The organism is Bradyrhizobium ottawaense (assembly GCF_900099825.1).
Taxonomy (GTDB): Bacteria; Pseudomonadota; Alphaproteobacteria; order Rhizobiales; family Xanthobacteraceae; genus Bradyrhizobium; species Bradyrhizobium ottawaense_A.
Genome location: NZ_LT629693.1, coordinates 4,718,778 through 4,737,120, shown reverse-complemented (window position 1 = coordinate 4,737,120; position 18,343 = coordinate 4,718,778). Strand labels below are relative to the sequence as shown.

The 18,343-nt window shown below is 63.2% G+C and carries 19 protein-coding genes; 5 read left to right on the top strand and 14 right to left on the bottom strand.

Annotated features, from left to right (window positions below; all coding sequences use genetic code 11):
* Positions 1-130 precede the first annotated feature (130 nt).
* From BLR13_RS22070 to BLR13_RS22060, 3 genes are all read right to left on the bottom strand, one after another.
* Positions 131-505, bottom strand: coding sequence for a CsbD family protein (locus tag BLR13_RS22070; RefSeq protein WP_074831230.1), 375 nt, complete (start codon positions 503-505; stop codon positions 131-133).
* 142 nt (positions 506-647) lie between these two features.
* Positions 648-1,382, bottom strand: coding sequence for an SDR family NAD(P)-dependent oxidoreductase (locus BLR13_RS22065; RefSeq protein WP_074831231.1), 735 nt, complete (start codon positions 1,380-1,382; stop codon positions 648-650).
* Positions 1,383-1,405: 23 nt separating this feature from the next.
* Positions 1,406-1,924 carry a GNAT family N-acetyltransferase gene (locus tag BLR13_RS22060; protein WP_074819592.1) on the bottom strand — a complete coding sequence of 173 codons (519 nt, stop codon included), beginning with the start codon at positions 1,922-1,924 and terminating at the stop codon, positions 1,406-1,408.
* A 129-nt stretch (positions 1,925-2,053) separates the two neighbouring features.
* Here BLR13_RS22060 and BLR13_RS22055 point away from each other — a divergent pair, with 129 nt between their 5' ends.
* Both BLR13_RS22055 and BLR13_RS22050 read left to right on the top strand, forming a co-directional pair.
* On the top strand, positions 2,054-2,833 hold the full coding sequence (locus BLR13_RS22055) for an SDR family NAD(P)-dependent oxidoreductase (RefSeq protein WP_074819594.1): 780 nt from the start codon (positions 2,054-2,056) through the stop codon (positions 2,831-2,833).
* A gap of 142 nt (positions 2,834-2,975) precedes the next feature.
* Positions 2,976-3,863, top strand: a complete 888-nt coding sequence (locus BLR13_RS22050) for a TauD/TfdA dioxygenase family protein (RefSeq protein WP_074831233.1) — start codon at positions 2,976-2,978, stop codon at positions 3,861-3,863.
* A 36-nt stretch (positions 3,864-3,899) separates the two neighbouring features.
* Here BLR13_RS22050 and BLR13_RS22045 read toward each other — a convergent pair whose 3' ends face one another.
* Both BLR13_RS22045 and BLR13_RS22040 read right to left on the bottom strand, forming a co-directional pair.
* The gene (locus BLR13_RS22045) at positions 3,900-5,075 is read right to left on the bottom strand and encodes an IS481 family transposase (RefSeq protein WP_074819596.1); all 1,176 of its coding nucleotides are present in this window, start codon (positions 5,073-5,075) and stop codon (positions 3,900-3,902) included.
* Between the two features lie 173 nt (positions 5,076-5,248).
* Complete coding sequence (locus tag BLR13_RS22040) at positions 5,249-5,899, bottom strand: YqgE/AlgH family protein (protein ID WP_074819599.1); 651 nt, start codon at positions 5,897-5,899, stop codon at positions 5,249-5,251.
* A gap of 135 nt (positions 5,900-6,034) precedes the next feature.
* On the opposite strand from BLR13_RS22040, the gene BLR13_RS22035 reads away from it, so the two are divergent.
* Positions 6,035-6,874 carry a protein-disulfide reductase DsbD domain-containing protein gene (locus tag BLR13_RS22035; RefSeq protein ID WP_074819601.1) on the top strand — a complete coding sequence of 280 codons (840 nt, stop codon included), beginning with the start codon at positions 6,035-6,037 and terminating at the stop codon, positions 6,872-6,874.
* Positions 6,875-6,936: 62 nt separating this feature from the next.
* Here BLR13_RS22035 and BLR13_RS22030 read toward each other — a convergent pair whose 3' ends face one another.
* Positions 6,937-7,926, bottom strand: coding sequence for an IS481 family transposase (locus BLR13_RS22030; protein WP_074819604.1), 990 nt, complete (start codon positions 7,924-7,926; stop codon positions 6,937-6,939).
* A 181-nt stretch (positions 7,927-8,107) separates the two neighbouring features.
* Here BLR13_RS22030 and BLR13_RS22025 point away from each other — a divergent pair, with 181 nt between their 5' ends.
* Together BLR13_RS22025 and BLR13_RS22020 are read left to right on the top strand one after the other, a co-directional pair.
* A complete protein-coding gene (locus tag BLR13_RS22025; protein ID WP_074819606.1) occupies positions 8,108-9,487 on the top strand; it encodes a polysaccharide biosynthesis C-terminal domain-containing protein in 1,380 nt (459 codons plus the stop codon).
* Positions 9,488-9,772: 285 nt separating this feature from the next.
* Complete coding sequence (locus BLR13_RS22020) at positions 9,773-10,603, top strand: sulfite exporter TauE/SafE family protein (RefSeq protein WP_074831234.1); 831 nt, start codon at positions 9,773-9,775, stop codon at positions 10,601-10,603.
* 207 nt (positions 10,604-10,810) lie between these two features.
* On the opposite strand, the gene BLR13_RS22015 is transcribed toward BLR13_RS22020, so the two are convergent.
* From BLR13_RS22015 to BLR13_RS21980, 8 genes are all read right to left on the bottom strand, one after another.
* Positions 10,811-11,599 (bottom strand): 3-hydroxybutyrate dehydrogenase, encoded by a 789-nt coding sequence (locus BLR13_RS22015; protein ID WP_074819608.1) that lies wholly within the window; start codon positions 11,597-11,599, stop codon positions 10,811-10,813.
* Between the two features lie 7 nt (positions 11,600-11,606).
* Positions 11,607-12,770, bottom strand: a complete 1,164-nt coding sequence (locus BLR13_RS22010; protein WP_074819611.1) for a DUF3734 domain-containing protein — start codon at positions 12,768-12,770, stop codon at positions 11,607-11,609.
* Positions 12,771-12,917: 147 nt separating this feature from the next.
* The gene (locus BLR13_RS22005) at positions 12,918-13,412 is read right to left on the bottom strand and encodes a CAP domain-containing protein (RefSeq protein ID WP_171944947.1); all 495 of its coding nucleotides are present in this window, start codon (positions 13,410-13,412) and stop codon (positions 12,918-12,920) included.
* A gap of 162 nt (positions 13,413-13,574) precedes the next feature.
* The gene (locus tag BLR13_RS22000; protein WP_074819615.1) at positions 13,575-14,624 is read right to left on the bottom strand and encodes a sulfate/molybdate ABC transporter ATP-binding protein; all 1,050 of its coding nucleotides are present in this window, start codon (positions 14,622-14,624) and stop codon (positions 13,575-13,577) included.
* Between the two features lie 12 nt (positions 14,625-14,636).
* Complete coding sequence (cysW, locus tag BLR13_RS21995) at positions 14,637-15,599, bottom strand: sulfate ABC transporter permease subunit CysW (protein WP_079586075.1); 963 nt, start codon at positions 15,597-15,599, stop codon at positions 14,637-14,639.
* 10 nt (positions 15,600-15,609) lie between these two features.
* Positions 15,610-16,416: a sulfate ABC transporter permease subunit CysT gene (gene cysT, locus BLR13_RS21990; protein WP_074831237.1), complete on the bottom strand. Its 807-nt coding sequence runs from the start codon at positions 16,414-16,416 to the stop codon at positions 15,610-15,612.
* A 57-nt stretch (positions 16,417-16,473) separates the two neighbouring features.
* The gene (locus BLR13_RS21985) at positions 16,474-17,475 is read right to left on the bottom strand and encodes a sulfate ABC transporter substrate-binding protein (RefSeq protein ID WP_091976648.1); all 1,002 of its coding nucleotides are present in this window, start codon (positions 17,473-17,475) and stop codon (positions 16,474-16,476) included.
* A 142-nt stretch (positions 17,476-17,617) separates the two neighbouring features.
* Complete coding sequence (locus tag BLR13_RS21980) at positions 17,618-18,340, bottom strand: phosphoadenylyl-sulfate reductase (protein ID WP_244525264.1); 723 nt, start codon at positions 18,338-18,340, stop codon at positions 17,618-17,620.
* Between the last annotated feature and the right edge of the window lie 3 nt (positions 18,341-18,343).

Below are 18,343 nucleotides of genomic sequence, written 5' to 3'. Positions count from 1 at the left end.
CATTTTCAGATAACGCGAGTCATTCCGGGGCGCGCGAAGCGCGAACCTCAGATGCGCAATTGCGCATCGGGGAATCTCGAGATTCCGGGTTCGATGCTGTCGCATCGCCCCGGAATGACGGCGGAGAACTTCAGCCGTAATACCGCCAGCGCTGCGGCGGACGACGCGGCGGACGCGTCATCATCAATGCCAGCGCAAATCCGATCCCGCCCGCGATCAAGAGCGCGCCGAGCGGATTTTCCTGCACGGTCTGCGCGACCGCCTTCCGGCCGCCGCGGATGGTATCGCCACGGTTGTCATAGGCGTCCTTGGCGTAGTTGACGGCGGCGTCGGTGGCGTCGCTCACCGCATCCTTGGCCTGGCCGTACAAATTCTGCACCGCGCCCGCCGCTTCGCGTGCACGACCCTCGGCTTGCGTCTTCGCGTCGCCTGTCATGTTACCGACAACGCCTTCGGCCTTGCCGGCGAAATCCTTCGCCGCACCGGCGATCCGATCCTTGTCCATCATGGTCACTCCTGTTTCAGAGGATGTAACCGACGAAACCCGATCAGGTTCCTGGGCTTATATTTTTGACGCGTTTTCTTGACGCGAACCGGCGCCCCCCCGGATCAAGTCAGCGGGCATGCTTCGCTTGAAACGCTTCGGCTCAGAGTATCAACCCGCCATCGACCACCAGCGTCTGGCCGATGATGTAGGACGACAGCGGCGAGGCCAGGAACAATGCGGCGCCGGCCATGTCGGCGGGAGTGCCGAGCCGTTTTAGCGGGATCCGCTCGATCGCGCCTTCGAGGCGCTTCGGATTGGCCGTTGTCGCCTTGGTCATCTTGGTGTCGACCAGGCCGGGCGCGATGCCGTTGACGCGAATTCCGTTCTCGGCCCAGGCCTCGCCGAGCGTACGCGTCAACCCGACCGCGCCGGTCTTGGAAGCGTTGTAGGCCGGATTGCCCATGGTGGAATGATAGGCCGCGGTCGAACTGACGATGATCAGCGAGCCTTTGGCTGCGCTCAGCATCGCCTGGAATTTGGTCGCACACGCCATCAGGCTCATCAGATTGACTTCCATAACTTTTCGAAAGCCGTCCATCTGGAATTCGCCGCGGCGGTAAATCACCGCACCCTGCGCCAGCACCAGCACGTCGAGCTTCTCGAACGGCGGCTTGAAGGTATCGATCGCCTGCGAATTGCTGACGTCGAGCTGAAAATAATCGAGCCCTGCGAGATCCGAGCCTTCGGCAGCGGAGTAGTCAGCTGCCGCCGCGCGGGTGCCGCACACCGCCGCCCGCGCGCCCTTGGCACAGAACGCCTGCGCGATGCCATTGCCGATGCCGCTGGAGCCGCCGACCACCAGCACCTGCTTGCCGCTGAAATCCAGTTCGTTCATCCCGTTTCCCTTCTTGTTATATTTCAACGTGAACCGTCGTCGAGGAATTTGACCATGAGAACCTCGTCGTAATATCGCCCATCCTGCCTCAGCGCCCGCTTTTCATAGCCGTATTCGACGAATCCCAGCACGGCATAAAGCCGGCGCGCCGATTCGTTCTCGCTCACCACACTGAGTTGAACCTGCTCCACGCGCCCGCGCGCATGGTCGAGAACGGCGCCGACAAGCCGCTTTCCGAGACCCAAGTTTCGAGCTGTGGCCCGAACATACATGCTCCAGAGCAGCGCCTTATGCGCCTGCTTGGTACTTTCATGCACGCCATAGGCGGCCATTCCGGCGAGCGTCCCATCGAGGAACGCACCAAAAATAGCGGCGCGGTCAAGGGCCGCTTCGAACCATGGCAGCGGTTGCGCGCTTTCTTTTTCGAACGTGCTGCCGAACGCCTCGGGATTCTTTTGCAGAGCCTCCAGCCGGATCTCCCGGTAAAGGGCGGCGTCCGACGTCGTCAGGCGACGAATCTGAAGACCGGGAATATGGGCCACCGCATTGCACCCTCTTGCTGCTCAGGTTTGACCTGTCTGCGGATCGGTGCCAGCCTTGTCAATCCTGCAGCGCGACGCAGCATTTCTGCTTGGCGCATTTCCCAAGAGCCATAACCAAGGGCCATTGCCATGTCGGAATTCAAACAGCTCAGCCGTTCGGTCAAAGGCCTGACCGTTCTCGTTACCGGTGCCGCCAGCGGCATGGGGCGCGCCACCGCGCGGGTGTTCGCTGCCGAAGGCGCCAACGTCGCCGTTACCGATATCAGCCTCGAGCCCACGCAGGCTGTGGCCGATGCGATCACGGCAACCGGCGGCAAGGCGAAAGCCTGGAAGCTCGACGTCGCCGACCGCAACGAGATCACGACAGTCGTCAACGACGTCGCCAAGCATTTCGGCGGACTCGACATCGTCGTCAACAATGCCGGCATCTCGGTGCGGGTCGCGATCGACGATGACGGCTATGAAGAGGCCTGGGCCAAGGGGCTGGCGGTGATGCTGACCGCGCATCCGCGTATCATCCGCGCCGCGCTACCGTACTTGCGCAAATCGAAATGCCCGCGGATCGTCAATATCGCATCCACTGAAGCGCTCGGCGCCACCGCCCTGCACAGCCCCTATTCTGCCGCGAAGGCCGGCGTCGCCGGCCTGACGCGTTCGCTCGCGGTCGAACTCGGGCGCGACGGCATCACCGTCAACTGCATCTGCCCGGGCCCGATCACCACGGCCATCACCGCCCGAATCTCGGACGAGCACAAGGCGATCTATGCCAGGCGCCGCACCGCGCTTAACCGTTACGGCGATCCCGAGGAGGTCGCCCACATGACGCTGAGCCTGTGCCTGCCGGCGGCGTCGTTCCTGACCGGCGCGGTGATTCCGGTGGACGGCGGGCTGATGGCGCGCAACGCCTGAGGCTTGCCGCAACGCACGCTTTCACAGTCATGACGCCTTGAATGCAGCGCATGCCCTGCTCCGTTGACATCGCAATGTCAGAGAGTAGCCTTTCCGGCAAATGGAGCGGGACAAGCCGCCCGCCGCGCTCAGGAGAAACGCCATGACGGTCACGATCCGGCAGCTTCACCCGCATTTCGTCGGCGAGGTTTCGGGCGTCGATTTGCGCAAAGCCCTGACACCGCAGGAGGCGGCCGACATCGAAGCCGGCATGGACAAATACGCCGTGCTGCTGTTTCGCAATCAGGACATCACCGACGAACAGCAAATGGCGTTCGCGCTGAATTTCGGCGAGCGGGAAAATCCGCGCGGCGGCAATGTCGTCAAGCCGGGGGATTCGCGGCTCCAGACCGGGCTCAACGACGTCTCCAACCTCGGCAAGGACGGCAAGCCGCTGCCGCGCGACAGCCGCGTGCATCTGTTCAACCTCGGCAACTGCTTGTGGCATTCCGACAGTTCGTTCCGCCCGATCCCGGCCAAATTCTCGCTGTTGTCGGCGCGCGTGGTGAACCCGAAGGGCGGCAACACCGAGTTCGCCGACATGCGCGCGGCCTATGACGCGCTCGACGACGACACCAAGGCCGAGATCGAGGACATGATCTGCGAACATTCGCTGATGTATTCGCGCGGATCGCTCGGCTTCCTCGACTACACCGACGAGGAAAAGGAGCTGTTCAAGCCGGTGCTGCAGCGGCTGGTCCGCACGCACCCGGCGCATGGCCGCAAGTCGCTGTATTTGTCATCCCATGCCGGCGCCATCAAGGGCATGACCGTGCCGGAGGCGCGGCTGTTGCTGCGCGATCTCACCGAGCACGCGACCAAGCCGGAATTCGTCTATGTCCACAAATGGACGGTGCACGACCTCATCATGTGGGACAACCGCCAGACCATGCACCGCGTCCGCCGCTACGACCAGTCGCAGCCCCGCGACATGCGCCGCGCCACGGTCGCCGGCACCGTGCCCACGGTGGCGCAGCAGGCGGCGGAGTAAGCGGCAAACATCATGCTGTCATCGCCCGCGAAGTGTTTAGCCCGGGGACATAGCCGACACCTGTTCGGAAACATCACTGACACCTTGGCCTGCCGTCAAGTCGATCGATGCGACCTGCCAGCTGGCAAAGAATATTCCATACAGGCCTTCGCGCGTGAGCGGCCTGATGGCGAGCCGCTCGCGTGCGAAGGCCTGCGGGACTTTCCACAGTCGCCCCTTGAAGGAGATATAATGCCGGGTCGACGAGACGGTGCGGACGATCTCGCGGCTATCATATTCGATCTTTGGAAGCCGATCAGGCATGGTGCGGGAACTTGGCCGATAGCGGCTGGCAGGAACGTCCATGCCGAGTGCCTCGTGAGGCCGTTCCAGATTGTACACGATACGCCAGGCATCGAGGGCCTGCTGCACTTCCGGCAGGTTACGGAAGCGCCGCATGGCGAACACCTCGTCCTTTAGCGTGCGATGGAAGCGCTCGTTCTTGCCGCGAGCCTGCGGATGACGTGGCCTGGCATGCACCACCGTGACGCCGAGCTTGAGCAGCCAAACCTTGAGACCGGTCCAGTGTACGCCTGAGGTGTCGCCCCATGGCGAGCCGTTGTCGGTGTAGAAGGCGTCAGGCAAGCCATAACGGCGGAAGGTCGCTGTCAGATGGTCCTGCACGGTAAGCCGTTGTTCGTTGGCACAAGCCTTCAGGCACAACACATAACGGGAGTGATCGTCGACCATGGTCAGCGGGTGGCAGTCGGTCCCGTTGGTCAATGGCATGTGGCCTTTGAAGTCCATCTGCCACAACAGATTTGGGGCTTCCTTCTCGAAGCGATGTCCCGGATTCGGCGGCGCATTCTCCGTTGGTTTGATCCGGCCGTTCCGGCACAGGATCTGATGCACCGTGGACGGCACTGGCACCGCCATCCCGTCCCGCTTCAGGCAGTGCGCAATCTTGCGGGCGCCCCAGGCCGGATGTTTGTCGCGCACCATCAGCACCCGGGCTTCGGTCGCAACTTCACTGCGTTTAGGAGTGACGTGCGGTCGGCGCGAGCGGTCGACGAGGTCTCGATCGCCGGCCTGCCAGCGCCTCAGCCACTTGTAGCCAACATCGGGACCGATGCCGAACCGGCGGCACAGTTCCCGCCGGTTCGCCCCGTCCTGCATAGCCAGCCGAACAAACTCGTGCCGCTCATCCATCACCGACACCTCTCGCCATGGCATGAAGGCCTCCTAAAAAGGGGTTTCCAGCCACTATGGATGTGTCAGCTATGTCTCCGAACACCTGTCAGTGATCTGTCCGGGCTGAACAGAAGGCGGGCGATCCAGTAGACATAGCTGTCCGTAATTTCTGACGCTGGTGACTACTGGGTCCCCGCCTTCGCGGGGACGACGAACTACGCGTGCCCGGCCTCGTTCGACAGCATGCCCGGATCGATCCCGATCTTGCGCAGCGCACGCTGGTATTTTTCGTCGACATCGGCGCCGAAGATCAGGTCCGGATCGGCGTCGCAATGCAGCCAGCCATTGTGCTGGATTTCGTCTTCCAGTTGCCCGGGTGCCCAGCCCGCATAGCCCAGCGCCAGGATCGCGTGCTTCGGTCCGGTGCCCTTGGCGATCGCCTTGAGGATGTCGACGGTCGCGGTCAGGCAGATGCCGTCGTCGATGTTCAGCGTCGCATCCTTGATGAAGAAATCGCTCGAATGCAGCACGAAGCCGCGGCCGGTATCGACCGGACCGCCCTTCAGCACCTTCATGGTCTCGGCGGTTTCCGGCAGCGCGATCTGGTCGCCGCGCTTGATGATATCGAGCTGCACCAGCAAGCCCGGGAAATCGATGCTGCCCGCCGGGCGGTTGACGATGATGCCCATCGCCCCCTCGGGCGAATGCGCGCACATGTAGATCACGGAACGCTCGAACCGCGGATCGCCCATGACCGGCATGGCGATCAGCAATTGGCCGTCGAGATAGCCGGCATCGGGCGAATTGTCGCCCACGCCGGCCGGCTTGCGGCGACCCCGCTTCGGTGTCTTGCCTTCAGGGCTCATCCGCAAAGGCCTCTCATGCTGATTCATATCCTGATATCGGGTGCCGCTTCTGTCAATCAAGCAGACGGCGCCATTCGGCCGCGGATCACACGCAATTCAATGGTTTGAGGCGAAACTTGCCTGTAAAGACGTCTGATGATCGTCCTGGTTCCGCTCCGCGCCGCGCTCGGCGCCGCCGCCATTTTGTCCGTCGCATGCGCCGCGTCAGAGGTTCGCGCCGAGGATGCCTCGCCGTGGCAACGCGACGCACATTCCGCGGTCCGGCTGCTGGCGGGATCGCGCAGCGGCACGGTGCTGCTCGGCGGCGTATCCATTCAGTTGCAGCAGGGCTGGCATACCTATTGGCGGACGCCCGGCGATTCCGGAGTTCCGCCGCGCTTCGACTTTTCGAAATCGGACAATATCGAGGCGGTCACCGTGCTGTGGCCGGCGCCGCGCAAATTCGACGACGGCGCCGGCGGCACATCGCTCGGCTACGTCAAGCAGATCGTGTTGCCGCTGCGGATCGTGGCCAAAAATGCCGACAAGCCGGTGACGCTTCGCGCCAGCATCAATTACGCGGTGTGCGAAAAGCTCTGCATTCCCGTCGATGCCAGTGCCGAGCTCGCCTTTGCCAGCGTCGCCAGCACCGAGGACGGTACGCTGTCGGAAGCGCTCAACGCGGTGCCGAAACCTGCCAATGTCGGCGACCCCAATCCGCTCACCGTCCTCGACGTCAAACGCGACGGCAAGACCAGCGTGCTGGTGGATGTCGCCGCACCCGACACCAACGACCTCAGCCTGTTCGTCGAAGGGCCGACCCCCGACTGGGCGCTGCCGGTCCCAAAACTCCTCGAGCACGGTCCGCCCGGGATCAAGCGATTTGCCTTTGAGCTCGACGGGCTGCCGCCCGGCGCCACCGCCGATGGCGCCGCGCTCAAGCTGACGCTGGTCGGCGGCGACCGGGCGTACGAGTTCAATGTCAATTTGAATTGAGTTTTGTCGTCCCTGCGAAAGCAGGGACCCATATCCACCGTCGGTCATTGTTAGAAAAGGCGTCAGCCGTCCTGCCGCTCTCGCGAGAGCAACGCGGTATGGGTCCCTGCGTTCGTGTTTGGTCCCGGAAGATTGGTGAGGGCCTGGATGGGGGCCTTGTATCCAAGGCATTTGAGGCGGGTTCGATTGTAATCGTGGACGAACTTGCCGAGGAAGGCGTCGCGATCGGCATGGTCGGCGAATGTGCGGCGGGCGCTGCCGCGCTTTTCCTCGCGGCCGATGGCTTCGGCGATGCGGCGATTGAAGCGCTCGACCAAACCGTTGGTCTGCGGGTGGTAGGGCTTGGTCAGGCGATGGTCGATGCCGTGTTGCTTGCAGAGCCGATCAAAGGGATGACTGCCGGAAGGCCGACCGGGCGGCTTGTTCTTCTTGTCGACGGCGAAGCGGTCGGTGAACTCGGCGCCATTGTCGGTCAGGATGGTGTGAACATCATGCGGGAAGTGGGCCAGGAAGCGCTGGAGGAAGCCGGCCGCAGTCTCGCTGTCCCGCCTGGAGTGGATCTCGACATAGACGTAGCGAGTGGCGCGATCGATGGCGACAAAGGCATAACTCGTGCGACGCTGCAGGGCCGGCAGATGCTTGAGGTCGATATGGATGAACCCAACACTGGCGGTCTCGAAGACGCCGGCCTTTGGCTTGTCCGGCTTGGGACGCCGACTAATCCCATTTCGCTGCAGACAGCGGTGGATGGCGCTGCGGGATAGCTTGGCATTAATGCAGCGCTGCATCACCTCGACGATGTCATCCAGCGGCAATTGCAGCGACGTCCGCAGCTCGCAAACCGCCCTCTCTTCCACAGCCGACAGGCTGGTCGTCAGGTTGCGCGGCTGATGCGAGCGGTCCGCGACCGTCGTTCGTCCGCGCCAGCGACGAATGGTGGTCTCGCTAACCCCGAGTTCCGCGGCCAATTGGACGACTGATTTCCTGCTGCGCTGGATGTAGCCGCGCGTCTTTGGCGTCGTCGTAGCATTGGCGTGCAGGTTCAGTTCCATGACTCGAGGCGCTCCCTGATAAAGGCCACGCCTCGTTCTACACCGATTCCGTCCAACCAATCTTCCGGGACCAAACACGAACGCAGGGACGACGGATGCGCCCACCCAACCGAATCTTAACGAATCGTTGATAGATCAGACATCGCCGCCGCCTCGTGGCGCGTTTCGGGGATGTTCCGCTGTGGCCGTGATGGATACGCAATCTGCCAACGCTTCGCCGACCGGTATGGTCGGCCGGCTGCGATCGCGGCTTCGCGGCCTTGTTGGCGGCTCGGGCGAAGCCTCCGTCACCCGGCGGCTGGCCGGCACGATCTTCATCATCCGTGTCATCAGCGCGGTGCTGGCCTATTGCTCGCAGATCGTGCTCGCGCGCTGGATGGGCGGTTCGGATTACGGCGTCTATGTCTATGTCTGGACCTGGGTACTGCTGCTCGGCAGCATGATGGATTTCGGCATCTCGGCGTCGGCGCAAAAGATCATTCCGGAGTATCGCACCCGCGGCGAGCACGCGCTGCTGCGCGGCTTCCTCTCCGGCAGCCGCTGGATGACGTTTGCGGTGTCTTCCGCGGTCTCGCTGGGGCTTGCCGGCATCGTCAAGGGGCTGTCACCGTGGATCGACGCCAACGCCATCGTTCCGCTCTATATCGGCTGCCTGACGCTGCCGGCCTTCGTCGTCGCCAATACCCAGGACGGCATTGCGCGTTCGCACGACTGGATGCGGCTCGGCCTGATGCCGCAATTCATCGTGCGCCAGTCGCTGATCATCGGTTTCACGGCCGGCGCCTTCGTGCTCGGATTTCATCTCGGCGCCACCGCCGCGATGCTGGCCAGCGCCGCCGCGGTCTGGATCGCGATGATCGGACAGATGATCGTGCTCAACCGCAGGCTCGGCGGCCATATCGAGCCGGGCGCAAAAGCCTATGACTTCCGCGGCTGGCTCGCGGTCTCGCTGCCGATCCTGCTGGTCGAGAGTTTCTATTTGCTGCTGTCCTACACCGACGTGCTGGTGCTGCAGCAATTCCGCTCCTCGGAGGAAGTCGGCGTCTATTTCGCCGTCGTCAAGACGCTGGCGCTGGTGTCCTTCATTCACTACGCGATGTCGGCGACGACGGCGCATCGTTTTGCCGAGTATCACGCGCTTGGCGACAAGGCGCGGCTGTCGGCCTACGTGACGCACGCGATCCAGTGGACGTTCTGGCCGTCGCTCGCCGCGACCGTGGCGCTGCTGGCGCTGGGCAAGCCGCTGTTGTGGCTGTTCGGGCCGCAATTCGTGGTCGGCTACGACATCATGTTCATCGCCGCTGTTGGCCTCGTGGTCCGCTCGGCGATCGGCCCGGTCGAGCGGCTGCTCAACATGCTCGGCCACCAGCACATCTGCGCACTGGCCTATGCGCTGGCCTTTGTCATGAACGTCGTGCTCTGCGTCGCGCTGGTGCCACGCTTCGGCGGCCACGGCGCCGCGGCCGCGACCTCGATCTCGCTGGCGTTCGAGACCGTGCTGCTGTTCTGGATCGTCCGGCGGCGGCTCGGACTGCACGTGCTGGCGTTCGGAAAGCGCTGATCCAGCAAGCCCGTTCCGAGCGTGCCATATGGCATGCCAGCGCGTTGTAGCCTCAAACTCGCCACGTTTCGCGGTTCCGCCACGCACCTGATACCGGCATCGGATTCACGCGCGCGAGCGCAGAATACGATTTCGTCGCGCGCGGGCGGATTGGGGAAAAAACCCACCGAATGCCGCTGCGCGCATCAAAAATTCTTATTCCATATGACCGGTCGCGAACCGGCGCATCTCGATCCCTGCACTGCTATATCGTAGGTTTGTGCAAACCGGAACTTGATGCTGGATATGATTGACCCGCTCTATGTTGCATCGGGGTTCGGCGTCGGCGTCCTTGTCGGGATGACCGGCGTCGGCGGCGGCTCGTTGATGACGCCGTTGCTGATCCTGCTGTTCGGCATCCACCCCACGACGGCGGTCGGCACCGATCTGCTATACGCCGCCGCGACCAAGACCGGCGGCAGCTTGGTGCATGGCTGGGCGCGCAGCATCCACTGGCCGGCGGTCATTCGTCTTGCCAGCGGCAGTATCCCGGCGAGCATCCTGACGCTCGTTGCGATGTCGCAACTTGAACTCAACGGGGCGTCCGAGCGCAGCCTGGTCAACCTGGTGCTGTGTTTTGCGCTTTTGCTCACGGCGATATCGCTGATCTTCCGCAAGACGATCATGGACCGATACCGCCAGCGCCTGGAGCAGCTCGACGACGTCACGACGGCCCGTGCGACCGTGATCGTGGGCGTGGCGCTGGGGGTGCTGGTCTCGATTTCGTCCGTGGGAGCCGGCGCGGTCGGGGTCACCGCGCTGCTGCTGCTCTACCCGCGCCTGCCGATGGCGAGCATCGTCGGCTCCGATATCGCCCATGCGGTGCCGCTGACGCTGATCGCCGGAATCGGTCATTGGGCGCTGGGCGCGATCGACTGGCCCCTGATGGGCGTATTGCTGATCGGATCTTTGCCCGGCATCGTGATCGGCAGCTATTGTGCCGTACGCGTGCCGGAGAAGGTGCTGCGCGTAGCGCTGGCATCCGTTCTGATCCTGGTCGCCGGCAAGCTTGCGTCCGGCGAACTGAATTTGTCGCCGGAGAGCATGATGGCCTTTGCCCGGAGCGCCGCCCACTGAGGGCGTGCTCTGTCCCGTACTGGTACCGCGCTTCGGCGGCCACGGCGCCGCGACCACCACCTCGATCTCGCTGGCGTTCGGGAAGTAGCCTCAACTGTCATCACCCGCGAAAGCGGGTGATCCAGTATTCCAGAGACCTCAGCTTGAGCCGCGCCGCCGCGGCGTACTGGATGCCCCGCTTTCGCGGGGCATGACAGAAAGAGCCTCTTACTCCGCGGTCCAGCCGCCGTCGATCGAGAGGTTGGCGCCGGTGATCTGGGCGGCATCGTCGCCGCACAGGAACAGCGCCAGGGCTGCGACCTGTTCGGAAGTGACGAACTCCTTGGTCGGCTGCGCCGCCAGCAGCACGTCGTGAATGACCTGCTCCTTGGTGAGATTGCGCGCCTTCATGGTCTCGGGGATCTGGTGCTCGACCAGCGGCGTCCAGACATAGCCGGGGCTGATGCAGTTGCAGGTGATCTTGAAGGTCGCAAGCTCCAGCGCCGCCGTCTTGGTGAGGCCGGCGATGCCGTGCTTGGCCGAGACATAGGCCGACTTGAACGGCGAGGCGACCAGCGAATGCGCCGACGCGGTGTTGATGATACGGCCCCAGCCGCGCTTCTTCATGCCGGGCACCGCGGCGCGGATGCCGTAGAACGCCGACGACAGGTTGATCGCGATGATCATTTCCCACTTCTCGGGCGGAAACTCCTCGATCGGCGACACGAACTGGATGCCGGCATTGTTGACGAGGATGTCGACCGAGCCAAAGGTGGATTCACCGAGCGCGATCATTTCGGCGATCTCGGCCGGCTTGGTCATGTCGGCGGGCGAGTGCACGGCCCTGACCTTGAAATCGGTCTCGATGCCGGAGCGTTCCTTTTCGATATCGGCCGGCGCGCCCATGCCGTTGAGCACGATATTGGCGCCGGCGCCCGCGAACGTGCGCGCATAGGCCAATCCGATGCCGCTGGTCGAGCCGGTCACCACCGCGGTCTTGCCTGTCAACGTACCCATTTATCCGTCACTCCTTTTTGCCTGCGGGGGCATCGGAAACGTCCCCCGTGAGATCGTAAGTCACCATGGTTTCCCCGGACTGCGGCCGTTCCAGCCATTCCTTGTGACGCATCGACAAATGCACGTCGCGGACGCCCGCATTCCAGTGTTCGACCACGCCGACATGCGAGAAGTCGTAATCCTTGGACGAGGATTCGTAGTTCTTGCTCTTGTAGATCAGGTGCACCACGGTGACGGTGTTTTCCTTGGAAGCCTTGCACAACAATTCGACCGACGGATCGTTCTTGAGATAATCCGGCAATTTCCCGAGCAGGTCACGCACCGCCATGCGGGCGTTGTGAATCTGCTTGTTCTTGTCGGTGTTCATGCGCGTGCGGCTGGAAAAGCGGATGTCCTTTTCGCGCTCGGCGGCTTCCAGCAGCGACATCGGCAGCTCCCCGCGCGCCGAGAACAGGTCGACCTGGAAGATCAGGAGATCGCGACCGACTTCCTCGTCCAGGACGAAATCGAGCGGTGTGTTGGAGGAGATGCCGCCATCCCAGTAATGCTCGCCTTCGATGACGATCGAGGGAAAGCCCGGCGGCAATGCGCCGGAGGCCATGATGTGTTCCGGCCCGATCTTCTTGCCCAGCTTCTTGAATTCGTAATTGTCGAAATACCTGAAATTGCCCGAGGTGACGCCGACTGCGCCGACGCTGAGCCTCATCTTCAGGTCGTTGATACGGTCGAAGTCGACCAGCCGTTCCAACGTCTTCTTCAGCGGCGAGGTGTCGTAATAGCTCTGCGACTCCGGACTGCCCGCCGGCCACAACGGCGCGGGCGGCACGCGCGGGGTGAAAAATCCGGGCACGCCGAAGGTGGCGATCAGGGCAGCGCTGGTTTCGTTGAACAGCGTTCGTGCGCGATCCCCCGATCCGACTGGATTCCACGACACCGGGGACGACACCATGTCCCAGAACTCCTTCAGCCGGTCGACGCGCTTGGCGGGATCGTTGCCGGCGATGATCGCGGCGTTGATGGCGCCGATCGATATCCCCGCGACCCATTCCGGCTCGAACCCGGCGCGGCACAGCGCCTGAAAGGCGCCGGCCTGATAGGAGCCGAGCGCGCCGCCTCCTTGCAGCACCAGCACCCGCTGCGCGTTGGCGGGACACCTCTCGGAAGTTTCCATTGTGACCGTCAGCTAGAGGGCAATGTCGTCAGTACCGTGGCGGCAGTTCGCGGCGGCGTCAATCCGCGAGATCGATGCGACGATCACGCCGAGTTTATCGCCTTGTTTGGGCCCGGCTTTTTCGAAAGCCCACCGCCCGGATCGCGCTTAAGTTGATGCAAGAATGAGCGTCCAGAACACCTTGTACTTGGTGTTGGGAGCATAGGTCGCCGCGATGCCCAATTTTGTGACACCGTTCTTGAGCATGTTGGCCTTGTGCGGGGGCGAGTCGCGCCAGCCCGAAAATGCTTCCGCCAGCGTATGGTAGCCGGCCGAGACATTCTCCACCGCCAGCTTGGCGGGATAGCCGGACGCGCCCAGGCGCTTCTCCAGCGGGCCTTTGACATCGTGGTCGAGCTTGTTGCGGCCGGCCATCGCCTGCGACTGCGCTTCCGCGAGCTTCATCAGATCGGGGTCGACCGCGACGGCGCCGAGGCCGTTGTTTTGCCGGTACAACGAGATCATCGAGGCCGCCGCCTGTGGATCGAGCGTCGCACCGCCATTGGCCATGCTGAGATACATGGTCGGCTGTTCGGGCGGCGGAGCTTCGGTCATGCAGCCGCCCAGCGCCAAAAGCCCGATCATGGCAAAAATAGCCCGCATGATTCCCGATTTCCCCCGATGGTCTGCCGTTGTTGCATACCAACCGTGGCTGAATGGTGAACGGGGCCAAGTTCGCGGTCATTCCGGGGCGATGCGAAGCATCGAACCCGGAATCTCGAGATTCCGGGTCTGGTGCTAACGCACCATCCCGGAATGACCCGGCTAATCCTGCGCGGCGAAAATGCGGTAGCGGCGGGGCTGCAGGCTGACGATTTCGCCGGCCTGGAGTTCGCGGTCCCGGGGCGCGTCGATCTCGATGACGGTATCGCCCGAACGGCCGGCCAGCGCGACCTCCGCCCGCTGGATCGGGCCGAAGGAACGGACGTGCCGCACCGCGCCTTCCAGCGAACCGGACCCGGCCGGCCCGATCTGCATGTCGTGGCGGCGGATGAACAGTTTCGATGCGCCGGAGGCGGCGCCGTTGGCCGCGATATTCAGCGGCCGGCCGCCGAGGTGCACCGAGCCGCCGCTGACATCGACCGGCAGCACGATGGATTCCCCGATGAAGCCGTGCACGAAGGCGGTGGCCGGACTGTCATAGACCTCGCCGGGCGTGCCGATCTGCTCGATGCGGCCCTTGTCCATGACCACCACGCGGTTGGCGACTTCGAGCGCCTCCTCCTGGTCGTGGGTGACGAAGATCGAGGTGACGTGGATTTCCGAATGCAGCGAGCGCAGCCATTGCCGCAGCTCCTTGCGCACCTTGGCGTCGAGCGCGCCGAACGGTTCGTCGAGCAGCAGGATGCGCGGCTCGATCGCCAGCGCCCGCGCCAGCGCGATGCGCTGCCGCTGGCCGCCGGACAACTGGCTGGGATAGCGGTTCGCCAGCCAGTCGAGCTGCACCAGGTCGAGCAATTCCTTGACGCGGGCGCGGATCGTAGCCTCGTCCTTGCGAATGGCGCGCGGCTGCACCCGCAAGCCAAAGGCGACATTTTCGAACACCGTCATATGCCGGAACAGCGCGTAATGCTGGAACACGAAGCCGACATGGCGCTCGCTCGCGCCACGCGCCAGCGCGTCCTCGCCGTCGATCGTCACTTCGCCGGCGTCAGGCCAGTCGAGGCCGGCGATAATCCGCAGCAAGGTGGTCTTGCCCGAACCGGACGGGCCGAGCAGCGCCAGCAATTCGCCGTTGGCCACCTTCAGGTCGACATTGTCGAGCGCTGCGAAGGCGCCGAATTTCTTGACGATATTTTTGACTTCAATGGTCACTTTGATCGTCCCTCAATAGTCCCTTGGAGTTTGTCCTTCGTCGAGGCGCCGCTCCAGAACGGTCTTCACGACCAGCGTGATCAACGCCAGCATCGCCAGCAGCGATGCAATCGCAAACGACGATACGAATTGGTATTCATTGTAGAGAATCTCGACCAGCAGCGGCATGGTGTTGGTCTCGCCGCGAATGTGGCCCGATACGACCGACACCGCACCGAACTCGCCCATCGCGCGCGCGTTGCAGAGCAGCACGCCGTACAACAGGCCCCATTTGATGTTGGGCAGGGTGACGCGGAAGAAGGTCTGCAGGCCCGACGCGCCCAGCGAGATCGCGGCCTCCTCCTCCTGCGTGCCCTGCTCCTGCATCAGCGGGATCAGCGCGCGGGCGACGAACGGAAACGTCACGAAGATGGTCGCGAGCGCAATGCCGGGCACCGCAAACAGGATATGGATATCGTGTGCCTGCAGCCAGGGACCGAAATAGCCCTGCGCGCCGAACAGCAGCACGAAGACGAGCCCCGAGATCACCGGACTGACCGAGAACGGCAGGTCGATCAGCGTGATCAGGAAGGTCTTGCCGCGAAAATCGAATTTGGCGATCGACCAAGCCGCCAAGACGCCGAACACGAGATTGAGTGTGACTGAAATCGCCGCCACCAGCAGCGTCAGCCGGATCGCCGCCAGCGCTTCGGGCTCGGCGAGCGCGCTGAAATAGGCGCCGACCCCCTTGGAAAACGCCTGCGCGAACACCACGACCAGCGGCAGCACCACGAAGACGGAGAGGAACGTGACCGCGAGCGCAATGATGATGAATCGTACCGGGCCGGGCTCGGTCCGCAGATCGCGCCGGGAGCCGAGTGGACGCGCGCGGGCGCTCGCGTCCCGGGAAGCCGGCGAGGCAATGCTGAGGTCGGCTGCGGGCGCGTAGGCCCGCAACTCGGTCGCAGCAGTGACAAGGCCCGATTGCGTCGACATCAACTGGTCCTCAATGCACCGGCGTGCGGTTTTGCGCCCAGCGCTGCAGGCGATTGACCACGAAGATGATCAGGAACGAGGCGAGCAGCATGATGACCGCAATCGCGGTGGCGTCGGCATAGCGAAATTCCGATAGCCGGATCACGATCAGGAGCGGCGCGATCTCCGAGACGTTCGGCAGATTGCCGGCGATGAAGATGACCGAGCCGTATTCGCCGACCGCGCGCGCGAACGCCAGCGCAAATCCGGTCAGCAGCGCCGGAATCAAACCCGGCAGGATCACCCGGAACACGGTGTGCCAGCGGTTGGCGCCGAGACTTGCGGCGGCCTCCTCGATCTCGGGGTCGAGATCGATCAGTACCGGCTGTACGGTTCGCACCACGAAGGGGATGCCGATGAAAATCATCGCGATGAAAATGCCTGTTGGCGTGAACGCGACCTTGATGCCGAGTTCAGCCAGCGGCGCGCCGAGCCAGCCTTTCTGTGCGAATAATTGCGTCAACGCCACGCCGGCCACCGCAGTCGGCAGCGCAAAGGGAATGTCGACGATGGCGTCGAACAGCCGCCGGCCCGGAAAGCGATACCGCACCAGCGCCCAGACGATGATGGTCCCCGTCACCAGGTTGACCAGTGCTGCGGCAAACGAAAGACCGAATGAAATCTTCAACGCGTTCAGCGTGCGGCGGCTGGTGACGATGCCCCAGAACTGATCGAACGACAGTTCGAAGGTCTTGAGAAACAAGGCGGCGAGCGGAATCAGAATGATGACGGACAGCCATGTCAGGGTCAGTCCCATCGAGAGACCGAACCCCGGCAGGCTGGAGCGTCGTGCTACCGCGGTGCTCACAAGTCCCCCTGCTCCGGCTTCGACCAGTCAGTTCTTGTAGATCTGGTCGAAAATGCCGCCTTCGCCGAAATGATCCTTCTGCGCCTTGGTCCAACCGCCGAAAACGTCGTCGATGGTGAAAAGTTCGACCTTGGCGAAGGATTTTTCGTATTCCTTGGCAATCTCCGGATCGCGCGGACGATAGGAATTGCGTGCGGCAATTTCCTGACCTTCCTTGGTATACCAATATTTCAGGTAGGCCTCGGCGGCTTCACGGGTGCCTTTTTTATCGGCAACCTTGTCGACCACGGCTACCGGCGGCTCGGCGAGGATCGAGAGCGGCGGCGAAACGATCTCGAACTTGTCCTTGCCGAATTCGCGCTGCGCCAGGAACGCCTCGTTCTCCCATGCAAGCAACGCGTCGCCGACGCCGCGCTCGACAAAGGTCACCGTCGAGCCGCGCGCACCGGTATCGAGCACCGGCACGTTCTTGTAGAGATCGCCGACGAACTGCCTGGCCTTGTCGGCGGAGCCGAACTTCTTCTGCGCGTAGCCCCAGGCCGCAAGATAGTTCCAGCGCGCGCCGCCGGAGGTCTTCGGGTTCGGCGTGATGACGCTGACACCCGGCTTGATCAGATCGTCCCAGTCCTTGATGCCCTTGGGATTGCCCTTGCGCACCAGGAACACGATCGTCGACGTATAGGGCGAGGCATTGAGCGCCAACTTCTTCTGCCAGTCGGGCGCCAGCAGCCCCTTGGCCGCGATCGCGTCGATGTCATAGGCCAGCGCCAGCGTGACCACGTCGGCCTGCAGGCCGTCGATCACCGCGCGCGCCTGCGAGCCGGAGCCGCCATGCGACTGCTTGATCTCGATGCTCTTGCCGGTGTCCTTCTGATAGGCCGCCGCAAACGCCTTGTTGAAATCGACGTAGAGCTCGCGCGTCGGATCGTAGGACACATTGAGCAGGCTGATCTCGGCAGCGAACGCCGAACTCGCCCAGAGCAGTCCCGCGACCAGCGCCAGAATACGACGGACCATTTCAATCTCCATTCGAAGCGACGCCATTGTCACCAAAGCACGGAGAGCATAGGTCGCGGCGAAGAGGCTTTAAGTCAACGAAACCGCTTTTCGTTGTTTGCGGCAGCGCAGCGTCGTTGTCCTAAGAACCGCAAACTTCCAGGAAGTTTTGCACTTAAGAAGTTTTCGTGGTGTGGATTCCGCATTCCGTCTTGGCTCTGCCACGCCACCGGCCGGCGCGCGCGTCTTCGTCCAGCGCGGTCCGGCTCGAACAAGGCATACACCCGACCGACAGATAACCCGATGCGACCAATGGATGCGGCGGCAGCTTGGCGAGCTGGTAGATCGCCTCGATTTCCTCGCGCGACACATTGGCGAACGGATTGAACTTCAGCTTCGCGCCGTCGTCCTCGAGCACGGGGATTTCCGCCCGCGCGCCGCCCTGGAACCGCTTGCGTCCGTTGATCCAGGCCGAAAACGGCTTCAGCGCCCGCGCCAGCGGCTCCACTTTACGGATGCGGCAGCAGGCGTCGGGATTGGAGAACCACAATTCGCGGTCGGGATCCTCTTGGGACAGGGTTTCTTCTGATGGCTTGATCGAACGCACGTCGCGCAGGCCCAGGGTCGCGATCAGGGTGTCGCGATAGGCCAGCGTTTCTTCGAACAGCCAGCCGGTGTCGAGGAACACCACGGGGATCGCCGGATCGACGTCGGCCATCACCTTGAGCAGCGCCGCCGATTCCGTGCCGAACGACGACACCAGCGCGAGATGCTCGCGTCCGACGGTCTGCAGCGCCACCTCGATGACTTTCGCGGGCGGCGCATCGCGCAACGCACGATCGAGCACAGCGGCCGGCGACGGCTCCGCTACCGCTCCGGTCAGGGGCTGTTGAAGAATCGC

Bases quoted from the DNA above. Each gene is read 5' to 3' on its own strand.
- BLR13_RS22030 (WP_074819604.1), bottom strand. From the start codon at position 7,926: ATGGAACTGAACCTGCACGCCAATGCTACGACGACGCCAAAGACGCGC.
- cysW (WP_079586075.1), bottom strand. From the start codon at position 15,599: ATGTCGACGCAATCGGGCCTTGTCACTGCTGCGACCGAGTTGCGGGCC.
- BLR13_RS22020 (WP_074831234.1), top strand. From the start codon at position 9,773: ATGATTGACCCGCTCTATGTTGCATCGGGGTTCGGCGTCGGCGTCCTT.
- BLR13_RS22045 (WP_074819596.1), bottom strand. From the start codon at position 5,075: ATGCCATGGCGAGAGGTGTCGGTGATGGATGAGCGGCACGAGTTTGTT.
- BLR13_RS22070 (WP_074831230.1), bottom strand. From the start codon at position 505: ATGGACAAGGATCGGATCGCCGGTGCGGCGAAGGATTTCGCCGGCAAG.
- BLR13_RS22065 (WP_074831231.1), bottom strand. From the start codon at position 1,382: ATGAACGAACTGGATTTCAGCGGCAAGCAGGTGCTGGTGGTCGGCGGC.
- BLR13_RS22015 (WP_074819608.1), bottom strand. From the start codon at position 11,599: ATGGGTACGTTGACAGGCAAGACCGCGGTGGTGACCGGCTCGACCAGC.
- BLR13_RS22050 (WP_074831233.1), top strand. From the start codon at position 2,976: ATGACGGTCACGATCCGGCAGCTTCACCCGCATTTCGTCGGCGAGGTT.
- BLR13_RS22035 (WP_074819601.1), top strand. From the start codon at position 6,035: ATGATCGTCCTGGTTCCGCTCCGCGCCGCGCTCGGCGCCGCCGCCATT.
- BLR13_RS22005 (WP_171944947.1), bottom strand. From the start codon at position 13,412: ATGCGGGCTATTTTTGCCATGATCGGGCTTTTGGCGCTGGGCGGCTGC.
- BLR13_RS22055 (WP_074819594.1), top strand. From the start codon at position 2,054: ATGTCGGAATTCAAACAGCTCAGCCGTTCGGTCAAAGGCCTGACCGTT.
- BLR13_RS22040 (WP_074819599.1), bottom strand. From the start codon at position 5,899: ATGAGCCCTGAAGGCAAGACACCGAAGCGGGGTCGCCGCAAGCCGGCC.
- BLR13_RS22010 (WP_074819611.1), bottom strand. From the start codon at position 12,770: ATGGAAACTTCCGAGAGGTGTCCCGCCAACGCGCAGCGGGTGCTGGTG.
- BLR13_RS21985 (WP_091976648.1), bottom strand. From the start codon at position 17,475: ATGGAGATTGAAATGGTCCGTCGTATTCTGGCGCTGGTCGCGGGACTG.